Below are 20841 nucleotides of genomic sequence, written 5' to 3' on the forward strand. Positions count from 1 at the left end.
GAAAAGTAGTGGTAAAATAAAAAAAGTCATCAACTTGACTTAAAATTTGATTTTATTAAATTTTGGGATTTATTTTTTTTACAAACTGAAATATAACACATTGGATTTTTGATAAGGGGTTAATCCGTAGTGTTGATATTTTCATTTCCATAAATTGAGGTAATTTTGAATATTGGTAAATCCAATGCCATGGTAATGAGTAATAAATTCTTTTAAACTTGATTGTATTTTACTGACATTACTTAATTTTTTATAATTTAATTCTTTATTTTCTTTTGATTTAAACTGCTGGATAGTGGATTTAGTTTGTTTAGCTACTGTATCATATAATACTTGCATATCACAAACTATAATTGAATTTTCTTCGATAAGTTTCGATGTTAAGTTTTCTTGTACTCATTTTTTATTTAATCTTTTAGTATTTGTTGTTTGAGCATAGATATTTCGGTTTTCATCAATTGCCATTTGAATACAACAATTTAAATCTTTAGCATTTTCTTCAATTCATTGTTTTCTTGGATCATTTGGATCTTTAAAGTTTCCTTTATGAATTTCTTTGATAAAAGTTTCGTCAACTTCAATTCTAGCTTTTAATTTTACAAATTGATTTTGTGTTTTTACTAATTGTGTTGATTTCATAAATTTTTGACGATTAAATCAGGCAGTTTTATTTGTAGTATTAATAAATTGAGAAATAATGTAAGCAGATTGACCTAAAGTAGCTATTTGTATCAATAAATCTCATTGATCATGAGATAAATGACTTCAATAAAAATAATGATTTTTAAAAGCATGAAAAGTAATATTACAACTTTTACATTTATATCTTTGCTTATAATCTTTACTACCATATTTAGTACACAAAAAAGAACTACAATCTGGACATTGAATCCCTTTCTCTTTGAATTTTTGTTCGACTGCTTCAAATTTTTCTTTTTTCTCAATTTGTTTAATTCTAGTTTTATTTTCTCTAAAAATCTCAATAAAATCTTTTCTTTTAAGTTTTCTTTTAAAAAATAATTAAAAATAAAATAATTTTACATTATCTTTAAAAAATAATTGTAAATGTGAAAAATATCTATTATAATGATTAAGGTTTTTAAGAATAAATAATTCTAATAAAACAATAAATAAGGAGTATTAGCTCAGCTGGGAGAGCAATTGCCTTACAAGCAATAGGTCGGCGGTTCAAGTCCGTCATACTCCACCATTTACCTGCTGATGTGGCTCAATCCGGCAGAGCAACGGTTTTGTAAACCGTAGGTTGCAGGTTCGATTCCTGTCATCAGCACCATTATTATTTATGGAGGGGTAGCAAAGTGGCCAACTGCACCTGGCTGTAAACCAGATCTCTTCGAGTTCGGGGGTTCGACTCCCTCCCCCTCCACCATATTACTTATTGGGGTGTAGCCAAGCGGTAAGGCAACGGCCTTTGACGCCGTCATGCGTTGGTTCAAATCCAACCACCTCAGCCATATATTTTATTAATTTGTCCTCGTAGCTCAGCGGTAGAGCACTCGGCTTTTAACCGAGGTGTCGCAAGTTCGATCCTTGCCGGGGACACCATTTGATGCCCAGGTGGTGAAATGGCAGACACGTCGGGCTTAAGATCCGATGACTTTTACAGGTTGTGCGAGTTCGAGTCTCGCTCTGGGCACCATTTTATATATTTATTAATGACGAGGAAGTATTCCTCATTTTTTATAAGTAAGTAAGCTATATTTTGCCCAGATGGCGAAATGGCAGACGCAGTAGACTCAAAATCTACCGAGAAATCATGCGGGTTCGAGTCCCGCTCTGGGCACCACTAATATTAAATTATTAGTATAAAAAGGTATTCTTTTAAGAATACCTTTTTATTTTTATAATACCTGAATTGTAAAATTAAAAAGGACACTTATATAAAAATTAAATTGTGTTAATTCTATAATTAAGAAAAGAAAGGAATTAGCACAATGTATAAGTATCTGACTATTGAATCAATAATAGCAATAAAAGAATATAAAAGTTATGGATTTTCGATTCGTAAAATAGCAAAAGCCATTGATTATAGTAAATCAACTGTACATAGAGTTTGTAGATTATTAAATCAAAACTTATTACCATTAGAAATATTGAATAAAATTCAAAAAAATAAACAAAATGCAGGTAGAAAATTAATAATTTTAACTTTAATAGAAATTAATACTATTAATCATTTGTTAATTACTAAAAATTATGCTCTTGATATAATTGCTAATTTTTTAAAGGAAAATAAAATAAAAAGTATTTCAACAAAAACTTTATATAACATGTTTAAAACAAATCGAATGGGTTTTGATGAAAATAACTTATTGAGAAAAGGAAAAAATAAACCTCACAAACAAAAAGAAACTAGGGGCAGAATTAATAATTGTAAGTCTATTCATGAAAGAAATTTAATCATTCCTAATATTAAAAATATAGAAGAATTTGGTCATTTAGAAGGTGATACTATCATTGGTAAAGATCATAAAAGTTCTATTATTACTTTAGCTGATATATGATCAAAAACCACAATTCCTTTAGCAACTAAAAATAATAAATCAGAAAATATTACAAAAAGTATAATAAAATTTATTTCAAAGTTACAAAAAGGAACAGTTAAAACTATTACTTTTGATCGTGGTAAAGAATTTAGTAAATGAAAATTAATCGAAAAAAATTGTAATGTTAAGATTTATTTTGCAGATCCTGGTAAACCTTGTCAAAGAGGTTTAAATGAAAATAATAATGGTATTTTAAGAAGATATTTACCAAAATCTACAGATCTATCTTCATATAAACAAGAAGATTTAAATACTATAGCATTTCAAATTAATTCTACACCCAGAAAATCACTATCTTATAAAAGACCAATAGATTTAATACAATTATTTTAAAAAACTGTCCCATTTATATTTACAATTCAGGTAAATTAAATCATGATGAATATGAAGAAAGTGAAGAAACTACATTTAGTTATCCAGCAAAAATATTACCACCAAGTCCTCAAAATATAGCAAAATCAATTGTTATTATTCCAGATTTAAAAATAGAAATGACAGCAAATGATGTATCATTAATAAAAAATGGATATAGTAATATAAAAGAATGAGAAGATAAAAATACAAGTAAATTTAATAAATATGAAGTAGATTTAAATTCATTATTAGACCCTACATTATTAATTAAATCTTTTAATGATTTAAAAAGATTTTATAAAAGTATAACAATATATTATAGTTATAAATTTGAAACAATATCAAATTCCAAGAACTCTGATTTAACTACTATTGATATTAATAGTGAAACTTTTACACCATCAAAAGAAGAAACTACAAGTATAACTATTGATTTAAAAGATTTAAAAATAAACAAAGGTAATTTTCCAGATTCTGGCTTTTTTAGTAAATTTGGAACAGTTGCTCCTAAAGAAGTTACTGATTATTTTGCAAATGCTTATTATAAAAGTATTAGTAATTATAATGTTTTTACTTCATATTCATTATGTGATTATGCATTTGATTTAAAAATTAAGAAGTCTTATGATTCTTATGAACAAAAAATAAGTAATGATTATCCTATAGCATTTAGTATAATTAATAACTCTGAAAAATTAAATTGAATTATTTTTTTACAAGGTAATTTAGGTAAAATAGAATATACCAATTCTGCACAAAGAGAACCCGATAAAAGTTGAGCATATAGATATATATCAAATATTAAATCTAATATTAATAAAATAGTTTTAAATGCAAGATAATTTGGTAAAATTAAAATATAATTAAATTCTAGGAAGTGAATAAAAATGTATTTTTTAAATCGTAATGAATTTTGACCATGATGAAATGATTTTATAAAGAGGCTTTTTAGAAATCTGTGTATCTTTGTTTTACAAAGTACTAGTTCAGATTAATTCTGTCTTCAAATTTTATCATAAAATGAGCAATTGCTGTATTTCAATTTTGAATAGGCAATGTTCATTTTTTTGTTATATTTTCAATTGCTAAATAAAATATTTTAAAAACTGCCATATCATTAGGAAAAGCTTTTTTGTTTCTAATAACTTTTCGTAATTGACTATTAACAGATTCAATAGCATTTGTTGTATAAATTACTCTTTTGATTTCTGCAGGATAACTAATAAAAATCATCAAATTTTCTCAATTTTTATATCAAGATTTAGCAATTTGGGGATATTGTTTATTTCATTTACTTTCAAATGATTCTAAAGCTTGCATTGCTTGTTCTTCACTACATGCACTATAAATTGGTTTTAAATCTGTAACTAGAGTTTTTCGATGTTTGTATGAAACATATTTTAAACTATTTCGAATTTGATGAACAATGCATAATTGATGTTCTGTTTTAGGATAAACCTTTAATTTTGTAGAAAAGTAATGATACATGATAAAGTGTTATTTTTAGAGAATTTTTACACTAAATAATGTTACTTTTAACAAATTTTTAATTAAAAATAATATTTTAAGTGTAAATTGATGAATAATTTTTGGTCATCCATACTTTTCTACATAATTAAAAGGATAAACTGCTTGTATTGCTTCTGACATGCCTGTTAAATTATCACTACAAGCAATCAAAATATCATTTAAGCCTCGATTTTTCATTTCTGTGAAATTAGCTAATCAAAATTTAGCACCTTCATTTTCACTAATTCATAAGCCTAAAACATCTTTTTTACCTTCTAAATCAACTCCTAATGCTATATAAACTGATTTATTAATAATCCGTTTATCTTGTCGAACTTTAACTACTATACAATCAAAATAAACAATCGGATAAACGCTTTCTAATGGTCGATTTTGTCATGCTTTGACATCATCAATAACATCATCAGTAATTTGACTAATAACACTTTCACTAATATCAGCACCATGATATAACTCTTGTAACTGCATTCTAATGTCAGATAGAGTCATACCTTTTGCATATAGTGAAAGCACTTGTTGATCAAAACCATCAAATCTTCGCTGTCTTTTTGCAACTATTACAGGAGTAAAATCACTATTGCGATCTCTTGGTACATCAATCTCAATTTTACCTTGTTGAGTTATTAATTTTTTTAAACTTGTACCATTACGAGCATTTTCAGTATTACTATGTTGATTTTTTTCATATCCTAAATAATTTTGCATTTCAGAATTCAACATTTTTTCAACTAAACGTTTTGTTAATTCTTTATATAAACCCCCTTCTTTAAAAACTGTTGTTAAATCTTCAGTATTTTCTAATAATAAATCTACTGCTTTTGATATTGGATCATTATTATTAATATTTTGTTTTTTAGCCATCTGTAACTCACTCTTTCTAGTCATTTAATTATATTTACTAGAATTAATTAAACATAGTTATTTTTGTAAGTTACACAGATTACTAAACATTGCCTTTATAAATTCTCCTTACACAATTTCAATCGCTATATCTCTAACATTTTTATTTCTAATGTTTGTACCATACAAATTATTTATTCGTTTTTGTGATAATAAGAATTTTAAAAACTATATATATATGCTAGTTTAACTTTTTTTCTTATATGTCCTTTACTTTTTTATTTTTTTGCTAATAATTTAAATATAAAAAGTGTTTATTACATATTTATTATTTTTGGATGTATTGAGTTATTATGTTTTTACTTTATTCCAATAATTTTAAAAATAATTAAAAAATTTCCAAAATTAAAATCCATTTTTAAACTTAAAAGAAAACATAACCAAAATAATATTCCCCAACAATCTTAAATATTTCATGTTATAATGTACTGAACTTACTTAAGTAAGTTACAGATATTTTATTACTCTTCCAAGTTAGGTTGGCACCTAATTAAAAAGTTACCTTAATTGGTAACTTTTTTTATATTGAAAATATGAATGCATTTCCGCTTATTGTTAAATGACCTTCAGCTATTTCTGGTACTCCTAATAATACTTCATATTCTTCATTTTCAAATGCTTTACTATCCATACTACCAGCTCTTATAGGTATAAGAAAAGCATCATTGACAACATCAAACTTTCCTTCAAAATCAAGTCTTATTTTTTCATCAATTTTTATTCCTAAAAATATTTCATATAAATTTATTTCTTTGGGTTTATCAAAAACATTATTAAATCCCATTTTTCCTTTAGGAAGCAAATTTAATTCTTTAACTAATTTCATTGAAATAAAAGATATAGTAGAACCAGTATCTATTAAGGCAATGTTTAGTAATCTGTGTAACTTACAAAAATAACTATGTTTAATTAATTCTAGTAAATATAATTAAATGACTAGAAAGAGTGAGTTACAGATGGCTAAAAAACAAAATATTAATAATAATGATCCAATATCAAAAGCAGTAGATTTATTATTAGAAAATACTGAAGATTTAACAACAGTTTTTAAAGAAGGGGGTTTATATAAAGAATTAACAAAACGTTTAGTTGAAAAAATGTTGAATTCTGAAATGCAAAATTATTTAGGATATGAAAAAAATCAACATAGTAATACTGAAAATGCTCGTAATGGTACAAGTTCAAAAAAATTAATGGGACGGTAACAAAAACGGAGGATATAATTACTTTTTAAACATTCCTTTTAAATTATAGACAAGAAATAATTGTAATTATATGCAATTGTAAGTAAATATTACTACTAAATTAAATTAATTTCAATTAAAATACAAATATTAAAAAATCAATAAGAAAATTTAATATAAATACACAACAAAAATTCTTATTAACTTTTAATTAATAAGTTTTTAATATTTTAATAAAAATAAAAATTTTGATTATGTTTTAGAATTCACAAGATTACACTTAAAAATAACCATTTTAATATAAATATCTATGCTATATGTTCTATTACCAAGCATTTCTTTTAAAATATATCAAATATTACTTTCAGCAAAAGTACCAATATTTCATTTTGCACCTTGATTTTCAATTCCTTGTTTATTATTTCCTGAATTGTAAATATAAATGGGACAGTTTTTTAAAATAATTGTATTAAATCTATTGGTCTTTTATAAGATAGTGATTTTCTGGGTGTAGAATTAATTTGAAATGCTATAGTATTTAAATCTTTTTGTTTATATGAAGATAGATCTGTAGATTTTGGTAAATATCTTCTTAAAATACCATTATTATTTTCATTTAAACCTCTTTGACAAGGTTTACCAGGATCTGCAAAATAAATCTTAACATTACAATTTTTTTCGATTAATTTTCATTTACTAAATTCTTTACCACGATCAAAAGTAATAGTTTTAACTGTTCCTTTTTGTAACTTTGAAATAAATTTTATTATACTTTTTGTAATATTTTCTGATTTATTATTTTTAGTTGCTAAAGGAATTGTGGTTTTTGATCATATATCAGCTAAAGTAATAATAGAACTTTTATGATCTTTACCAATGATAGTATCACCCTCTAAATGACCAAATTCTTCTATATTTTTAATATTAGGAATGATTAAATTTCTTTCATGAATAGACTTACAATTATTAATTCTGCCCCTAGTTTCTTTTTGTTTGTGAGGTTTATTTTTTCCTTTTCTCAATAAGTTATTTTCATCAAAACCCATTCGATTTGTTTTAAACATGTTATATAAAGTTTTTGTTGAAATACTTTTTATTTTATTTTCCTTTAAAAAATTAGCAATTATATCAAGAGCATAATTTTTAGTAATTAACAAATGATTAATAGTATTAATTTCTATTAAAGTTAAAATTATTAATTTTCTACCTGCATTTTGTTTATTTTTTTGAATTTTATTCAATATTTCTAATGGCAATAAGTTTTGATTTAATAATCTACAAACTCTATGTACAGTTGATTTACTATAATCAATGGCTTTTGCTATTTTACGAATCGAAAATCCATAACTTTTATATTCTTTTATTGCTATTATTGATTCAATAGTCAGATACTTATACATTGTGCTAATTCCTTTCTTTTCTTAATTATAGAATTAACACAATTTAATTTTTATATAAGTGTCCTTTTTAATTTTACAATTCAGGTTTTTAAAATATTGTTTTTTTAATTTTTTATGATTTTTTAATATTTCATTCATATACTTTATTAATTCATCATATTGACCATTTTCAATAAAGTTTCTACAAGTATTATATTCTTCAAAATATTTTCCTTTGTTTCCAGCAATAATTCCTACATACAACTTTTTAACTAAATGGAATTTATCTAAAACAAATTGTGCATCTAAATAATTAGCAACATCTTTAATTCATTCTGCACTATCACCACAAATAATGATTTTTGCTTGGTCAAAATTTTCAAAAAATCTATTTCCTTGTTCTAAAATAAATTCAGCAGTTTTTTGAACTCCAATTTTAGTTTTTGTTGGTCTTATTATTACATCTACTCTTTTATTAACTAATTTATGATTAACATTATCTGTACAAAATAACACTAAACGCATTGAATATTTACCAGAATTTCGTTTAAATTTTCAAAACTTTCGATGTCCATCATCAATACTAATATAAATAAATTGATTTGGTTCTAATTTTATTTTAGGAACATCTAATTTACTAACTTGATATTCTTGAAATAATCTACTAATACTTGTTGTGCTAAATTTTGTTTGTTTCATAGTATGTAAAATGTCAATATACCTTTTTCCATCTGCAAAATGTTCAATAACATTATTTTTGATATCCTGACAAGTCCTTTTGTATTTAGGTAATTGCAATTTTTCATCTAATAAACAAATAGGAACTCATTTTTTTAATTGTTCATCATAATATTTATAATCACGACATTTATAAGTAACAAGACCATTGATAGTATTTCTAGTTCTTGTTTTAATTTTAACGGGGATATATTTTCTATCTCTTTCTTTTAAGATTCTTCAATCTGTTTTTTCTCATTGATTTTTTACATCATCTCTAAATGATTGATACATTCTTTTTGTTGCTTCTTTTAAAGTTCATAAATAATTAAAACTCATATTTTTTCTCCTAACTTTTTTTAAATTTTAAATTTATTGTAAATATATTTAAAAAATTAATTTACTTTTTTATTATAAACATATATAAGTGTAATTTAAAATTAAATCAAAACTTTTTAAAAAACGACTTTCATATTTAAAATATAATAAACAATTTCAATATAATTAATAGTATAGGTATCATAAAATAAACGCCTTTAATTTAGGCGTTATTTTGCGTTTAAAAGGCATATTGTAAAAATAATAAAAAATAAGTATACTTTAAAAGTAAAATTAAGGAATAAGGAGTAATTTAATATGAAAATATGAATAAAAACAAATTTAAGTAAAATAACATTAGCATTAGCACTAACTGGTGCCGTAAGTGGAGTAACTAGTTTAATAATTGGTTCACTAGCACATCATAAAACAAATGATTTAACTTATTATTTAGACCATAATAAGCAAGTGGTGTTGGGTACTTCAACAATATGACAAGAAAATGTGGGGGGAGAGCATAAAATACGTCTATATTTTGACATAGTAAAACATAATAATGATATAAAATGAAATGGAATTTATCCCAATGGATATTTTAATAAATAATCTAAATTTCTAAATTTATGGCAATGTTTAGTAATCTGTGTAACTTACAAAAATAACTATGTTTAATTAATTCTAGTAAATATAATTAAATGACTAGAAAGAGTGAGTTACAGATGGCTAAAAAACAAAATATTAATAATAATGATCCAATATCAAAAGCAGTAGATTTATTATTAGAAAATACTGAAGATTTAACAACAGTTTTTAAAGAAGGGGGTTTATATAAAGAATTAACAAAACGTTTAGTTGAAAAAATGTTGAATTCTGAAATGCAAAATTATTTAGGATATGAAAAAAATCAACATAGTAATACTGAAAATGCTCGTAATGGTACAAGTTCAAAAAAATTAATAACTCAACAAGGTAAAATTGAGATTGATGTACCAAGAGATCGCAATAGTGATTTTACTCCTGTAATAGTTGCAAAAAGACAGCGAAGATTTGATGGTTTTGATCAACAAGTGCTTTCACTATATGCAAAAGGTATGACTCTATCTGACATTAGAATGCAGTTACAAGAGTTATATCATGGTGCTGATATTAGTGAAAGTGTTATTAGTCAAATTACTGATGATGTTATTGATGATGTCAAAACATGACAAAATCGACCATTAGAAAGCGTTTATCCGATTGTTTATTTTGATTGTATAGTAGTTAAAGTTCGACAAGATAAACGGATTATTAATAAATCAGTTTATATAGCATTAGGAGTTGATTTAGAAGGTAAAAAAGATGTTTTAGGCTTATGAATTAGTGAAAATGAAGGTGCTAAATTTTGATTAGCTAATTTCACAGAAATGAAAAATCGAGGCTTAAATGATATTTTGATTGCTTGTAGTGATAATTTAACAGGCATGTCAGAAGCAATACAAGCAGTTTATCCTAAAACAGAACATCAATTATGCATTGTTCATCAAATTCGAAATAGTTTAAAATATGTTTCATACAAACATCGAAAAACTCTAGTTACAGATTTAAAACCAATTTATAGTGCATGTAGTGAAGAACAAGCAATGCAAGCTTTAGAATCATTTGAAAGTAAATGAAATAAACAATATCCCCAAATTGCTAAATCTTGGGCAATGTTTAGTAATCTGTGTAACTTACAAAAATAACTATGTTTAATTAATTCTAGTAAATATAATTAAATGACTAGAAAGAGTGAGTTACAGATGGCTAAAAAACAAAATATTAATAATAATGATCCAATATCAAAAGCAGTAGATTTATTATTAGAAAATACTGAAGATTTAACAACAGTTTTTAAAGAAGGGGGTTTATATAAAGAATTAACAAAACGTTTAGTTGAAAAAATGTTGAATTCTGAAATGCAAAATTATTTAGGATATGAAAAAAATCAACATAGTAATACTGAAAATGCTCGTAATGGTACAAGTTCAAAAAAATTAATAACTCAACAAGGTAAAATTGAGATTGATGTACCAAGAGATCGCAATAGTGATTTTACTCCTGTAATAGTTGCAAAAAGACAGCGAAGATTTGATGGTTTTGATCAACAAGTGCTTTCACTATATGCAAAAGGTATGACTCTATCTGACATTAGAATGCAGTTACAAGAGTTATATCATGGTGCTGATATTAGTGAAAGTGTTATTAGTCAAATTACTGATGATGTTATTGATGATGTCAAAGCATGACAAAATCGACCATTAGAAAGCGTTTATCCGATTGTTTATTTTGATTGTATAGTAGTTAAAGTTCGACAAGATAAACGGATTATTAACAAATCAGTTTATATAGCATTAGGAGTTGATTTAGAAGGTAAAAAAGATGTTTTAGGCTTATGAATTAGTGAAAATGAAGGTGCTAAATTTTGATTAGCTAATTTCACAGAAATGAAAAATCGAGGCTTAAATGATATTTTGATTGCTTGTAGTGATAATTTAACAGGCATGTCAGAAGCAATACAAGCAGTTTATCCTAAAACAGAACATCAATTATGCATTGTTCATCAAATTCGAAATAGTTTAAAATATGTTTCATACAAACATCGAAAAACTCTAGTTACAGATTTAAAACCAATTTATAGTGCATGTAGTGAAGAACAAGCAATGCAAGCTTTAGAATCATTTGAAAGTAAATGAAATAAACAATATCCCCAAATTGCTAAATCTTGATATAAAAATTGAGAAAATTTGATGATTTTTATTAGTTATCCTGCAGAAATCAAAAGAGTAATTTATACAACAAATGCTATTGAATCTGTTAATAGTCAATTACGAAAAGTTATTAGAAACAAAAAAGCTTTTCCTAATGATATGTCAGTTTTTAAAATATTTTATTTAGCAATTGAAAATATAACAAAAAAATGAACATTGCCTATTCAAAATTGAAATACAGCAATTGCTCATTTTATGATAAAATTTGAAGACAGAATTAATCTGAACTAGTACTTTGTAAAACAAAGATACACAGATTTCTAAAAAGCCTCAAATTTATATAAGAAATATTTTCATTATATTTATTAAATAAACTAATATTTTTTAAGTTTATTTCTTGTTTATTAGTTATTAAAATTAAATCATAATCACCAGTGCCAAATATACCACTCATTTCAATCCGATTTAAATTATTAATCGGATTTTCAATTTGTAATTCAAATTCACTATTATTATCAATTTGTATAATTTCCTTATAAAAATCTAATTTTGAAAATAATTGAGATTTACTTGAACCATATAAATTTAAAGCACTTTCAATTTTATTATTACTAATAATTGCTCTTGTAAAGTATTTTCCATATTCTCCATTTGCTAATGTTCAATCAGCAGGAATTAATGAAGGTATATTATTACTTTCTAATTCATTTGTAATAGATAGCCAATTAAATTGATTATCATCTAGTTTAAACAATTGATTTTGACTAATATCATTATTTTTTAGTTTAATATTATTTATATCTGTAAAATCAAAATAGATAGATTTTAATATTACTTTTGCATCTTTAAATTCCCAAATATCTGTAGGATTTAAATGAATTGGATTAGATTTTAACTCAAAATAATAAGGTAATAATAATTTATAATCATCATTTAATCCTTTATTAATCGACATATTTGAATAAATATATTTTGATAATATTACAATTATTTGTTTAAATATTTTTACTTGTTCAATATTAATATAATTTGGATAATCTAATTCTCACTGTTTAAACAAATTAGTAATAACATCTTCTGGTTTTTGTCCTTCAAATTTACCACGCATTTTATCTAAACCATTTTGATCATTAGGATTTAATGTTGCACCATCAAAATTTCTATTATAAGTATATGTATAAGTTAGCATATCTAATAATACTTGTTGTAAACTATCAATAGTTGGTGCATCATTTATTTCAATTTCAATATCATTGAATTTATCATTTGTTGCAACATATTGATAAAATTGACTTTCACCCGGGAAATTTCAAACTTCTTTATCTTTTAATTCCTTTTCTTTCTTTAATGGTCATTTACCATCTCAAACAGTACCCATTTCATAACCCAATCAAGCATGAGTTACTCTTGCATTATTAATAATTTCTTTTCTTGTTTTTTTACCACCACCAATAGCAATTAAATCTAAAACTGATTTTTCTTCTTCTATAAATTGTTTTGCTAAATTTCACGGTAATACTTGTTCGCTAAATCATTGTTCTAATATTCTAACTTTTGGTTGAGTTTCAATCGGCATTGATAATAGCGGAAATGCTATCTTATCTTTGATAAATAACTTTGGGTATACTTCCATATTATCAACTTCACCAAGTACCTTTATATTACCAAAAATCATGCTTCTAGGGGCTTTAATTTTTAAACCCGTAACTTTGGTATTTTTATCTAATGGTTTTTGGCATTTAATAATGATTGGATAACCATCTCTTGTTTTAAAATCTTTAATTTTAATAATAGTAATACTTTTAGTACTTCTTGTTTTTGGATTTTGATATGGTTGAGAATAATTATTAATAATATATAGGTTGTTAATATTATTTTCTGTTAAAGGTTCATTTATACTAACAGCATATAATTTAAATTGGTTTAACAATTCTATTTCTTGAAAAATTAAATTTTTAATATCAGTCATACTATATTCAATTGTATTATCATTAATATTTGTACTTGCTCTTTGATTTAATTGCATAGTAAAGTCTGATGTTTCAGCTGCAATAGTTTTTAATACTTTATCAATATCAATAAAACCAATTTTAATAGTATTTGCTGAAAATCTTAAACTATTATTTTCATTATTTTTAAATAAACGTTCAATTTCATAAATATAAATTGTTCTTTTTTTAAATTCATCATATGCTCTATTAATATCAGGGTCACTAGTAGCACGCATCATATTAGTAAAGTCATAAGGGATATTATCTATTAAATAATCATTTTCTACATCTGCTTGATTAAGTTTAGTTTGCTTTTGTTTCTGTGGAAACTTCGTTTGTGGTTTGTTGTGTTGGTTGTCCATTGTTTTCTCCTATTAATTGGTTATTTTCGGGATTAAATAATTTTAATTTAACTGTTAAATTATTAATTTCTTGTTCATCATTAATATTAAATGTTTTACTAATTAATAAATCTTTATCGACACTTACTAATAATTGAATAAATTTAAGAATATCAATATTAAATTGTCATAATTTTTGTTCAATATAATTAATAGTTGAAATATTAACTGCTGTACTTTCGGGAACTGATTGTTGTGCAGATTTCTTTTGACTTGGTATATGAATACCACAACGTTTAAATATTTCATTAACATTTCAATCATATATATCAGTTAAATTTTTACCTTTAAAATTACTATTTGTCATATTGATATTTTCGTTTTGTTGATTATTATCTCCACCACTTTTAAATATGTAGTTTTTAGTAACCAAAGTTCTTACTGCTTCTTCTAATGCTGATTGAACATTACCATAAGTTTGACTAAATATAAATTTAGGTGAGTTTAAAATAGTATCTAAAACAATTTGTTCATAAATAACATCTAGTGCTTTAATTTTATCCATTACTTTATCACAATCTGCTAATTCATTTGCTTTATTTCTCATAATTGCTATTGGTATATAGTTAATGTTTAATGTTTGTTCTTGTGATAAATTAGGATTATTAATGTATGATTTAAAATCTAATGGAAATTGTTTTTTATTATCACTAATACTATAAATTGCACGATTAATTGTTACTTGTTGATTATTTAGTTTATAAATTTCAAATAGTCTTACTGTTTGTGCATTTTGTTCGTAACTATCATAAAAAATAGTACATTGAATTAATTTACCAGTAATATCATAAACTCTTTGTTGTATATCAACAACTTGAAAATATAAGTCATCATTAGCAATATAAATTAAATAACCACTAATTCCTAATTTACTTAACTTAAAAATTGAAATTCAATTTTTTCTATAAAATTCTTTTAATTATGTAGAAAAGTATGGATGACCAAAAATTATTCATCAATTTACACTTAAAATATTATTTTTAATTAAAAATTTGTTAAAAGTAACATTATTTAGTGTAAAAATTCTCTAAAAATAACACTTTATCATGTATCATTACTTTTCTACAAAATTAAAGTAAAATTCTTGTTGAATTAAATATTGTTTAATAGTTTCATTATTAATTTCTAATGGAGCATTATATAAATTAGCATTATTTTCAGCAACAAAATCAGTAAAATAAGTTTCATGATTAAAATCATTAAAACCAAAATAATTTAAAATTGAAGCATGTGTACTTTTATTTTTATTAGTTAAAAATTTTATTTTTTCATTTTGATTATCACTAATATTACTTTTATCTTTTCTAAAAAATCTACCTAACATAATATTCACCACCTTTTTTTAAAATATTTGATTAATTTTTAATACAATTTTTACAATAATGAATATAATTAAACCAGCAACCGCAGAAGATAATAAAACTCCTATTAAACCTAAAATAATTTTTATAATTTTAAAAAACATAATCTTATTCCTGTAATTCTTCTAATTTTCATACATTACCTTTTAAATTACCTTTTCCAGTATAAATAGTAATCCATTTTGCATGTTGAACTGATAAAATTACTATATTAGCACTATCATTAAAGGTTTGTATTGGTACACCAGCAATTTTGTTATCCGTTATAATAAATTCTTGAATAGTATAAACTGGATTATATATACTTCAAGAATAATAAACTCTATAATGTTTATTAACTATAAAATCATAAGTAATTTGTCAATTATCTCATTTATTTTTTTCTCTTGTTCCTACATCTTTTCATTGTTGATTATTTGGACTTGGTGTTGGATTATCTGGTAATTCAATATCTCAACAATTTTCTTCAACTTCATTTGTTTCTAAACTTTTTGAATTAATTTTTATTTTTGGTGTAACATCAACTTTAATTGTATTTTGTAATTCTTCTAATGAAAGAATAGCACCATAATTAATATCTCCACCTTTTAAATATAAACTACAATTAAAACTACTTTCTCTAACAGTTAAAGTTAATATTACATCTTCATCTTTAATTTTAAATTTTGCAAGTAAATAATCTCCACCTAAATAATTACCAGTTTTAAATTCTACTTTATGCTTTATATTTGCTTGATTTACTGGTAATTCATCTAATGTTATAATTACTCTATATACAGTATTAAAATTAATTTCAAACGTATCTCATTCACGATTATTTTTACTTTTACTTATTACTTTTCATATTTCTTTATCTTGTTTTTTATCAATATTTGCTTTATTTTCATTAATAGCACCAGCAACAGTTTTATTAATAGTTTCTAAATTAGGGATTTCTTGACTTACAGCATTCAATTGAAATGCTACTGGAAACTTTTTTTCTGTGTCTTCTAATTTTTTATCTACTTCTTCTTTTTTATAATAATCAGTTAAATCGATTTTACCACCACTAGCACTAATTTTATTATTTTCATCAATAGTTATATTAGTACCTGCAATTAATTTATCTTGTTTTTTATCTAATAAATTATTAGTTTCTAGTTTTGTGTAATAATCACGTTCAGTATTTTCTTCTGCTATAAATTCAGTTGGTGTTCCAGTACCTTGATATTGATATATATTATGAATTATTGGTGTATACTTTTTTGTGCTATTAGCAACAATAAATTTTATTAAATTATCATCATATAATAACATTACTTTGTCAATATTAACATCAATTTTTTCAATTATTATTTGTCTATTTTCTATTTGATGATTAGTAATTCTTATATTAGATTTAGTTAATTTATTATTACTTATAATAAGTTGTTTACTATCGATAAAATAATATGTTCAATCAATAATATATCATATATCTGTTTTAATATTTTCATTTTTAACTTTTTTTCATAAAGGACTAGTTTCAATATTAAATCAATTATTTTTAATATCATCAATATTTTGTTTATTAATATCAACTTTATTTTCTAATAATTTAATACTATTTTCATTAGTAGTAATTCTTTTTTGTTGTTTAGCAGAAAAGTCAGCAGTCGCAGCATGAGTAAAATCACCAATTTGTGGATTATTTTGTAATGCTTCTGGTGGTAATGTACCAATTTCATCAGGTCAATCTAAAATCATTGTTTCAGTTTTTGGGTCATAATCAGTTGCAACATAACCTTTATTTATAAAGTTTGTAACACGACCCCTATATATCTCATTTTCGTTATCATTAACTAAATCATCATATAATTTTATTTGTTTTGATAATGTAAATTCTTTTTGTTCTTTAATTAATTCATCAACTTGATTTCTAGTATAAAATACTTTTAAGTCAATTTTTTCAATATCTATTTCATCTTGATTATAATTTGAAAATACTTGTTTTAATTCTGTTAATCTTGCTCATATTTTCATTCTACTTGGTGCTAAATCTCAAACATTAATTGTAGGAATACTACTTGCATTAAATGATGTACCATTATTGAATTGAATAGTAGCATCAACATTAAATTCAATTGGTGTACGATTAAATACTCAATGTTCAACCATTACATAAACCATATCTCTTAATGTTTCTTTAATTAATTCATCTTTAAAACTATCAAAAGGAAATTTAGATAAAATAAAATCAAGATAAGCATTAATATCATTTTGAGCGCGAATAGCAAAAGTTGTAAATCAGTCTTTGACATTAGGTCATGTATTTATATATTGAGGTGGAGTTTCTGTAATTTTTCCAGTTAATGGATATCAGTTATTATAATTTTCAAGACTGACATCAGTTCAAAGTTTATTAATCATAATTTATCATTCCTTAAAAAATGCTTTTTTATAATGTTTAGTTTTTGTTTTAGTTTTCCTATGTGATATATGGATAATTTCTTTTTGTAATTTTTTCTTACCTTTTTCTACAACTTGACTATATGCAAATTTTTCTAAATGATGTAATAGTCCAGTACCAAATAAAGTATTAACTGAAAATTTTAAACCAACACTTTTAAATGATTTATTAATATTTTCAATAGGATTATTAATAACATTTACTACTTTATGATAAGTTCTAATAGTTCTAAATATTTCTCTATATACTTTAAAACTATCTCTAATTACTTGTTGCACCACTGGTGGAGCAAATGCTATTGCTTTTAATCATTTATTACGATTAACACCATAACCAATGTATCAACCACTATATCAACGATATCAATGAAATGGATGTATTTGAGTAACAAAAGTTTTCTTTAATTTTGTAGAAAAGTAATGATACATGATAAAGTGTTATTTTTAGAGAATTTTTACACTAAATAATGTTACTTTTAACAAATTTTTAATTAAAAATAATATTTTAAGTGTAAATTGATGAATAATTTTTGGTCATCCATACTTTTCTACATAATTAAAAAAAGTTTTTGCTTTAAGAATACTATCAACAACTGTAATTGGTTTATACTTAGGATTACGATGATAAATAGTAATTGCACATTTGTCTAATGATAAAGGTTGAATTTTACAACCCATAAATACTGGTGAATTTAGTGGAATTAATTGTGCATGTTTAATTGCTCTTTTTTCTGCACTAGTAAATAAATCTGTTGCTTTTTCTTTTAATTTATTAATTTTTTCAAATGCTTGTTTTTCTAATTTTTCAAATTTTTCTTGTAATTTATATATACTTTCTCGTAATTTTTCAAAATATGGTGTATCTTTTCAAAATTTATTTAAACCTTTTTTTAAATAAAATCTAATATCAAAATACTTAAAAATTTTATTTGCATTTAAAACAATTTTATGAATTGAACTATTTTTAAAATTAAATTTAATAGCATTAGCACGAATTTTTTGTAAATCTAAAATTAAAGTTTTTCCATATCTATTCTCTGTATGTATTGTATGAACTAAATTTAATCAATCATGTTGGTTCATTTTTAATACTTTTTTTAAATCAGTATTATATTTTTTTAAAAAGTTATTTGCTTTTTCAATATCTTTGATTTTAAATTTAGGAGTTAATTGTGGACTTAATTTTATTAATGTATTTTGTAATAATAAATAATCTTTCAACTCTTGGGTTTCTAACTTTTTAAAATTATTTTTAAATTGTCTTTCAGCAACATATCCTAAATTTTGTATTATTGTTTCACGATTAGGAGCAAAACTATAATTGAATAAATAACGTTTATTACCAATAATTTTATCTGTTAAAATTTCTTTGCCACTTACTTGACTAATAATTTCTTGTAAATTTTTTTCTTCTTTAACACCAATTTGTTCTAATGTTTTAGTTTTTTGTGCTAACTTAATAAATTTAGTAGTACGATAACCACGACTAATTTTATTAATTCCAGCAAATGCAGATAATATATTAAAAAAAGTATTTAATGGTGTTACATTTCCTTTTAAATAATCATAAACTTGATTAATAGTAAAATCAGTTAAAAACTCTACACCAACAGCACTAATACTAGCAATTAAATCACTTGCACCTAATCCAAGTGCTACACTTTCACTTAATCCACCAGTAAAAGGAGCAAATGCCACTGCTATTACTTGTACACCAATCATTTCTAAAATTTCTCATCAAAAACTTTTATTTTCTTGTTGTTTACTAATTCTAGTATGTTTTGGTTTATTTATATTTAAAAGTATTGCTGTATTAGTTGTACCAATTGGCATGATTAAATTTCCTTAATTATTTAAGAGTTATTTTAATTGGATTTGTTGAACCTTTATAATTTGGGTCATTTATATTTGCTCTAATAACGACATATAAATCACCAGTTTTTTGTTTATTATTACTAATTATGTTTTTACCTTGCTCATCACTAAAATATTTAATAGTTGGATTTTCTAAACTTTGATTTAAACTATTAATTTCTTTTGCATATAAAATATTTGTATCTAATTCTTTATTAGTTTTATCTGTTTTTGTAGTAGGATTATTTATTGTTAAAGTTGTAATTTTAGATTTTAAATCATTTTTTACTTCACTTTTAATTACTCCGCATAACATTCAACGTGATGTTGTTTCTTTTTTTGACATATAAGGAATTGATTGACCAAATACTTCGCCACCAACTAAATAAGTTCTTCCAACTTTACCGTCTGCAACTTGTTGTAAATAAATAACTGTATTTTGTAACATATATCTTTTCATTGCTTTTGGTGTTGCTAAAATAAAACTCATTATTTCTTCTTCATTTTTATCATTTGTAAATGTCATATAATCATCTAATAGAATTTGACATAATACACCTTTTACATATAAATCATTTCCATTTAAACGTAATTGTTGTGCTAATTCATTATCAGTAATTATTCCTTTATTATCTGCTAAATAAACTAAACTATCATAAAGATTATTAGTAATAAAAAATTTACAATTTGTACTATTTCTTAATTGAAATAAAGTATTTCATGCAGATAACATTGCTTTTAAATATCCAATTGGTGTTGTATCAGTGATTGTTACTTTTGTAGCAAATTGAGAGATTATATTAGTATCATCATTTGCTAATTTATCTGTTAAATCATTAGCAACTTCATATTGCATACTATCTAGTAAATTTTGTCCATTTTCAGCATTTAAGTCAATATTTGCAATCGTTTCACCAGCAAGATATGATTTTTCAATTATTTTTTCAATTTTATCAGTAGTAGCATATCCAACATCATATCTTTTGCTTTTGTCATCTCATGAAATAACTTTAACTTTTGGGTCTTTTGGTAATTTAATAATAAATTCTATTTTTGTAGAGTTAACCATTTCAATAGGAAAAAAGTTCTTTAATTTTGTAGAAAAGTAATGATACATGATAAAGTGTTATTT

At 23.8% G+C, this 20841-nt stretch carries 15 protein-coding genes, 7 tRNA genes and 4 pseudogenes; 13 read left to right on the forward strand and 13 right to left on the reverse strand.

Going from position 1 to position 20841, the window contains the following annotated elements; genetic code table 4:
* Positions 1–78: 78 nt before the first annotated feature.
* The gene (locus AAHH39_RS05630) at positions 79–1020 is read right to left on the reverse strand and encodes a transposase (protein WP_425288922.1); all 942 of its coding nucleotides are present in this window, start codon (positions 1018–1020) and stop codon (positions 79–81) included.
* Positions 1021–1134: 114 nt separating this feature from the next.
* Between AAHH39_RS05630 and AAHH39_RS05635 the strand changes: the two genes are divergently transcribed.
* The 9 genes from AAHH39_RS05635 (at position 1135) to AAHH39_RS05675 (ending at position 3763) form a co-directional block, all read left to right on the forward strand.
* A tRNA-Val gene (locus AAHH39_RS05635) sits at positions 1135–1210 on the forward strand.
* Positions 1211–1217: 7 nt separating this feature from the next.
* Positions 1218–1294, forward strand: a tRNA-Thr gene (locus AAHH39_RS05640).
* A gap of 11 nt (positions 1295–1305) precedes the next feature.
* Positions 1306–1390 (forward strand) — tRNA-Tyr (locus tag AAHH39_RS05645).
* A gap of 10 nt (positions 1391–1400) precedes the next feature.
* Positions 1401–1475 (forward strand) — tRNA-Gln (locus AAHH39_RS05650).
* Positions 1476–1491: 16 nt separating this feature from the next.
* Positions 1492–1566: transfer RNA gene (locus AAHH39_RS05655), tRNA-Lys, on the forward strand.
* Between the two features lie 6 nt (positions 1567–1572).
* Positions 1573–1660, forward strand: a tRNA-Leu gene (locus AAHH39_RS05660).
* A gap of 65 nt (positions 1661–1725) precedes the next feature.
* A tRNA-Leu gene (locus AAHH39_RS05665) sits at positions 1726–1807 on the forward strand.
* Positions 1808–1955: 148 nt separating this feature from the next.
* Positions 1956–2900: an IS30 family transposase gene (locus tag AAHH39_RS05670; protein WP_342219155.1), complete on the forward strand. Its 945-nt coding sequence runs from the start codon at positions 1956–1958 to the stop codon at positions 2898–2900.
* 158 nt (positions 2901–3058) lie between these two features.
* The gene (locus tag AAHH39_RS05675; RefSeq protein ID WP_342219156.1) at positions 3059–3763 is read left to right on the forward strand and encodes a hypothetical protein; all 705 of its coding nucleotides are present in this window, start codon (positions 3059–3061) and stop codon (positions 3761–3763) included.
* A gap of 139 nt (positions 3764–3902) precedes the next feature.
* On the opposite strand, the pseudogene AAHH39_RS05680 reads toward AAHH39_RS05675, so the two are convergent.
* From AAHH39_RS05680 to AAHH39_RS05690, 3 genes and pseudogenes are all read right to left on the reverse strand, one after another.
* Positions 3903–4379 (reverse strand): annotated as a pseudogene (locus tag AAHH39_RS05680) (IS256 family transposase); the annotation flags it as partial.
* Positions 4380–4550: 171 nt separating this feature from the next.
* A pseudogene (locus AAHH39_RS05685) lies at positions 4551–5312 on the reverse strand (IS256 family transposase); the annotation flags it as partial.
* Between the two features lie 559 nt (positions 5313–5871).
* The gene (locus AAHH39_RS05690) at positions 5872–6177 is read right to left on the reverse strand and encodes a hypothetical protein (RefSeq protein ID WP_342219159.1); all 306 of its coding nucleotides are present in this window, start codon (positions 6175–6177) and stop codon (positions 5872–5874) included.
* A gap of 130 nt (positions 6178–6307) precedes the next feature.
* Between AAHH39_RS05690 and AAHH39_RS05695 the strand changes: the two are divergent.
* Positions 6308–6547 (forward strand): annotated as a pseudogene (locus AAHH39_RS05695) (transposase); the annotation flags it as partial.
* A 443-nt stretch (positions 6548–6990) separates the two neighbouring features.
* Here AAHH39_RS05695 and AAHH39_RS05700 read toward each other — a convergent pair.
* Both AAHH39_RS05700 and AAHH39_RS05705 read right to left on the reverse strand, forming a co-directional pair.
* On the reverse strand, positions 6991–7935 hold the full coding sequence (locus AAHH39_RS05700; RefSeq protein WP_342217458.1) for an IS30 family transposase: 945 nt from the start codon (positions 7933–7935) through the stop codon (positions 6991–6993).
* 33 nt (positions 7936–7968) lie between these two features.
* On the reverse strand, positions 7969–8970 hold the full coding sequence (locus tag AAHH39_RS05705) for an Mbov_0401 family ICE element transposase-like protein (protein ID WP_342219161.1): 1002 nt from the start codon (positions 8968–8970) through the stop codon (positions 7969–7971).
* A gap of 297 nt (positions 8971–9267) precedes the next feature.
* Here AAHH39_RS05705 and AAHH39_RS05710 point away from each other — a divergent pair, with 297 nt between their 5' ends.
* The 3 genes and pseudogenes from AAHH39_RS05710 to AAHH39_RS05720 all read left to right on the forward strand — a co-directional run bounded on the left by AAHH39_RS05710 (position 9268) and on the right by AAHH39_RS05720 (position 11966).
* Positions 9268–9555 carry a hypothetical protein gene (locus tag AAHH39_RS05710; RefSeq protein ID WP_342219162.1) on the forward strand — a complete coding sequence of 96 codons (288 nt, stop codon included), beginning with the start codon at positions 9268–9270 and terminating at the stop codon, positions 9553–9555.
* Between the two features lie 113 nt (positions 9556–9668).
* Positions 9669–10634, forward strand: a pseudogene (locus AAHH39_RS05715) (IS256 family transposase); the annotation flags it as partial.
* A gap of 93 nt (positions 10635–10727) precedes the next feature.
* On the forward strand, positions 10728–11966 hold the full coding sequence (locus tag AAHH39_RS05720; protein ID WP_342219293.1) for an IS256 family transposase: 1239 nt from the start codon (positions 10728–10730) through the stop codon (positions 11964–11966).
* Here AAHH39_RS05720 and AAHH39_RS05725 read toward each other — a convergent pair.
* From AAHH39_RS05725 to AAHH39_RS05755, 7 genes are all read right to left on the reverse strand, one after another.
* Positions 11953–14028, reverse strand: coding sequence for a hypothetical protein (locus tag AAHH39_RS05725; protein WP_342219164.1), 2076 nt, complete (start codon positions 14026–14028; stop codon positions 11953–11955). The genes AAHH39_RS05720 and AAHH39_RS05725 overlap by 14 nt on opposite strands.
* Complete coding sequence (locus AAHH39_RS05730) at positions 13970–14614, reverse strand: hypothetical protein (RefSeq protein WP_342219165.1); 645 nt, start codon at positions 14612–14614, stop codon at positions 13970–13972. Before AAHH39_RS05730 ends, AAHH39_RS05725 begins: the two co-directional genes overlap by 59 nt.
* A gap of 507 nt (positions 14615–15121) precedes the next feature.
* Positions 15122–15391 carry a hypothetical protein gene (locus AAHH39_RS05735; protein WP_342219166.1) on the reverse strand — a complete coding sequence of 90 codons (270 nt, stop codon included), beginning with the start codon at positions 15389–15391 and terminating at the stop codon, positions 15122–15124.
* A 145-nt stretch (positions 15392–15536) separates the two neighbouring features.
* Positions 15537–17816, reverse strand: coding sequence for a hypothetical protein (locus tag AAHH39_RS05740; RefSeq protein ID WP_342219167.1), 2280 nt, complete (start codon positions 17814–17816; stop codon positions 15537–15539).
* 3 nt (positions 17817–17819) lie between these two features.
* Entirely contained in the window at positions 17820–18284 is a 465-nt protein-coding gene (locus tag AAHH39_RS05745; protein WP_342219168.1) for a hypothetical protein, read from the reverse strand.
* Between the two features lie 15 nt (positions 18285–18299).
* Positions 18300–19688, reverse strand: a complete 1389-nt coding sequence (locus AAHH39_RS05750) for a hypothetical protein (RefSeq protein ID WP_342219169.1) — start codon at positions 19686–19688, stop codon at positions 18300–18302.
* 16 nt (positions 19689–19704) lie between these two features.
* Positions 19705–20826, reverse strand: coding sequence for a hypothetical protein (locus tag AAHH39_RS05755; protein WP_342219170.1), 1122 nt, complete (start codon positions 20824–20826; stop codon positions 19705–19707).
* Between the last annotated feature and the right edge of the window lie 15 nt (positions 20827–20841).

Origin of the sequence: Spiroplasma endosymbiont of Amphimallon solstitiale, from assembly GCF_964030965.1 — a bacterium.
Classification (GTDB): Bacteria; Bacillota_I; Bacilli_A; order Mycoplasmatales; family VBWQ01; genus Spiroplasma_E.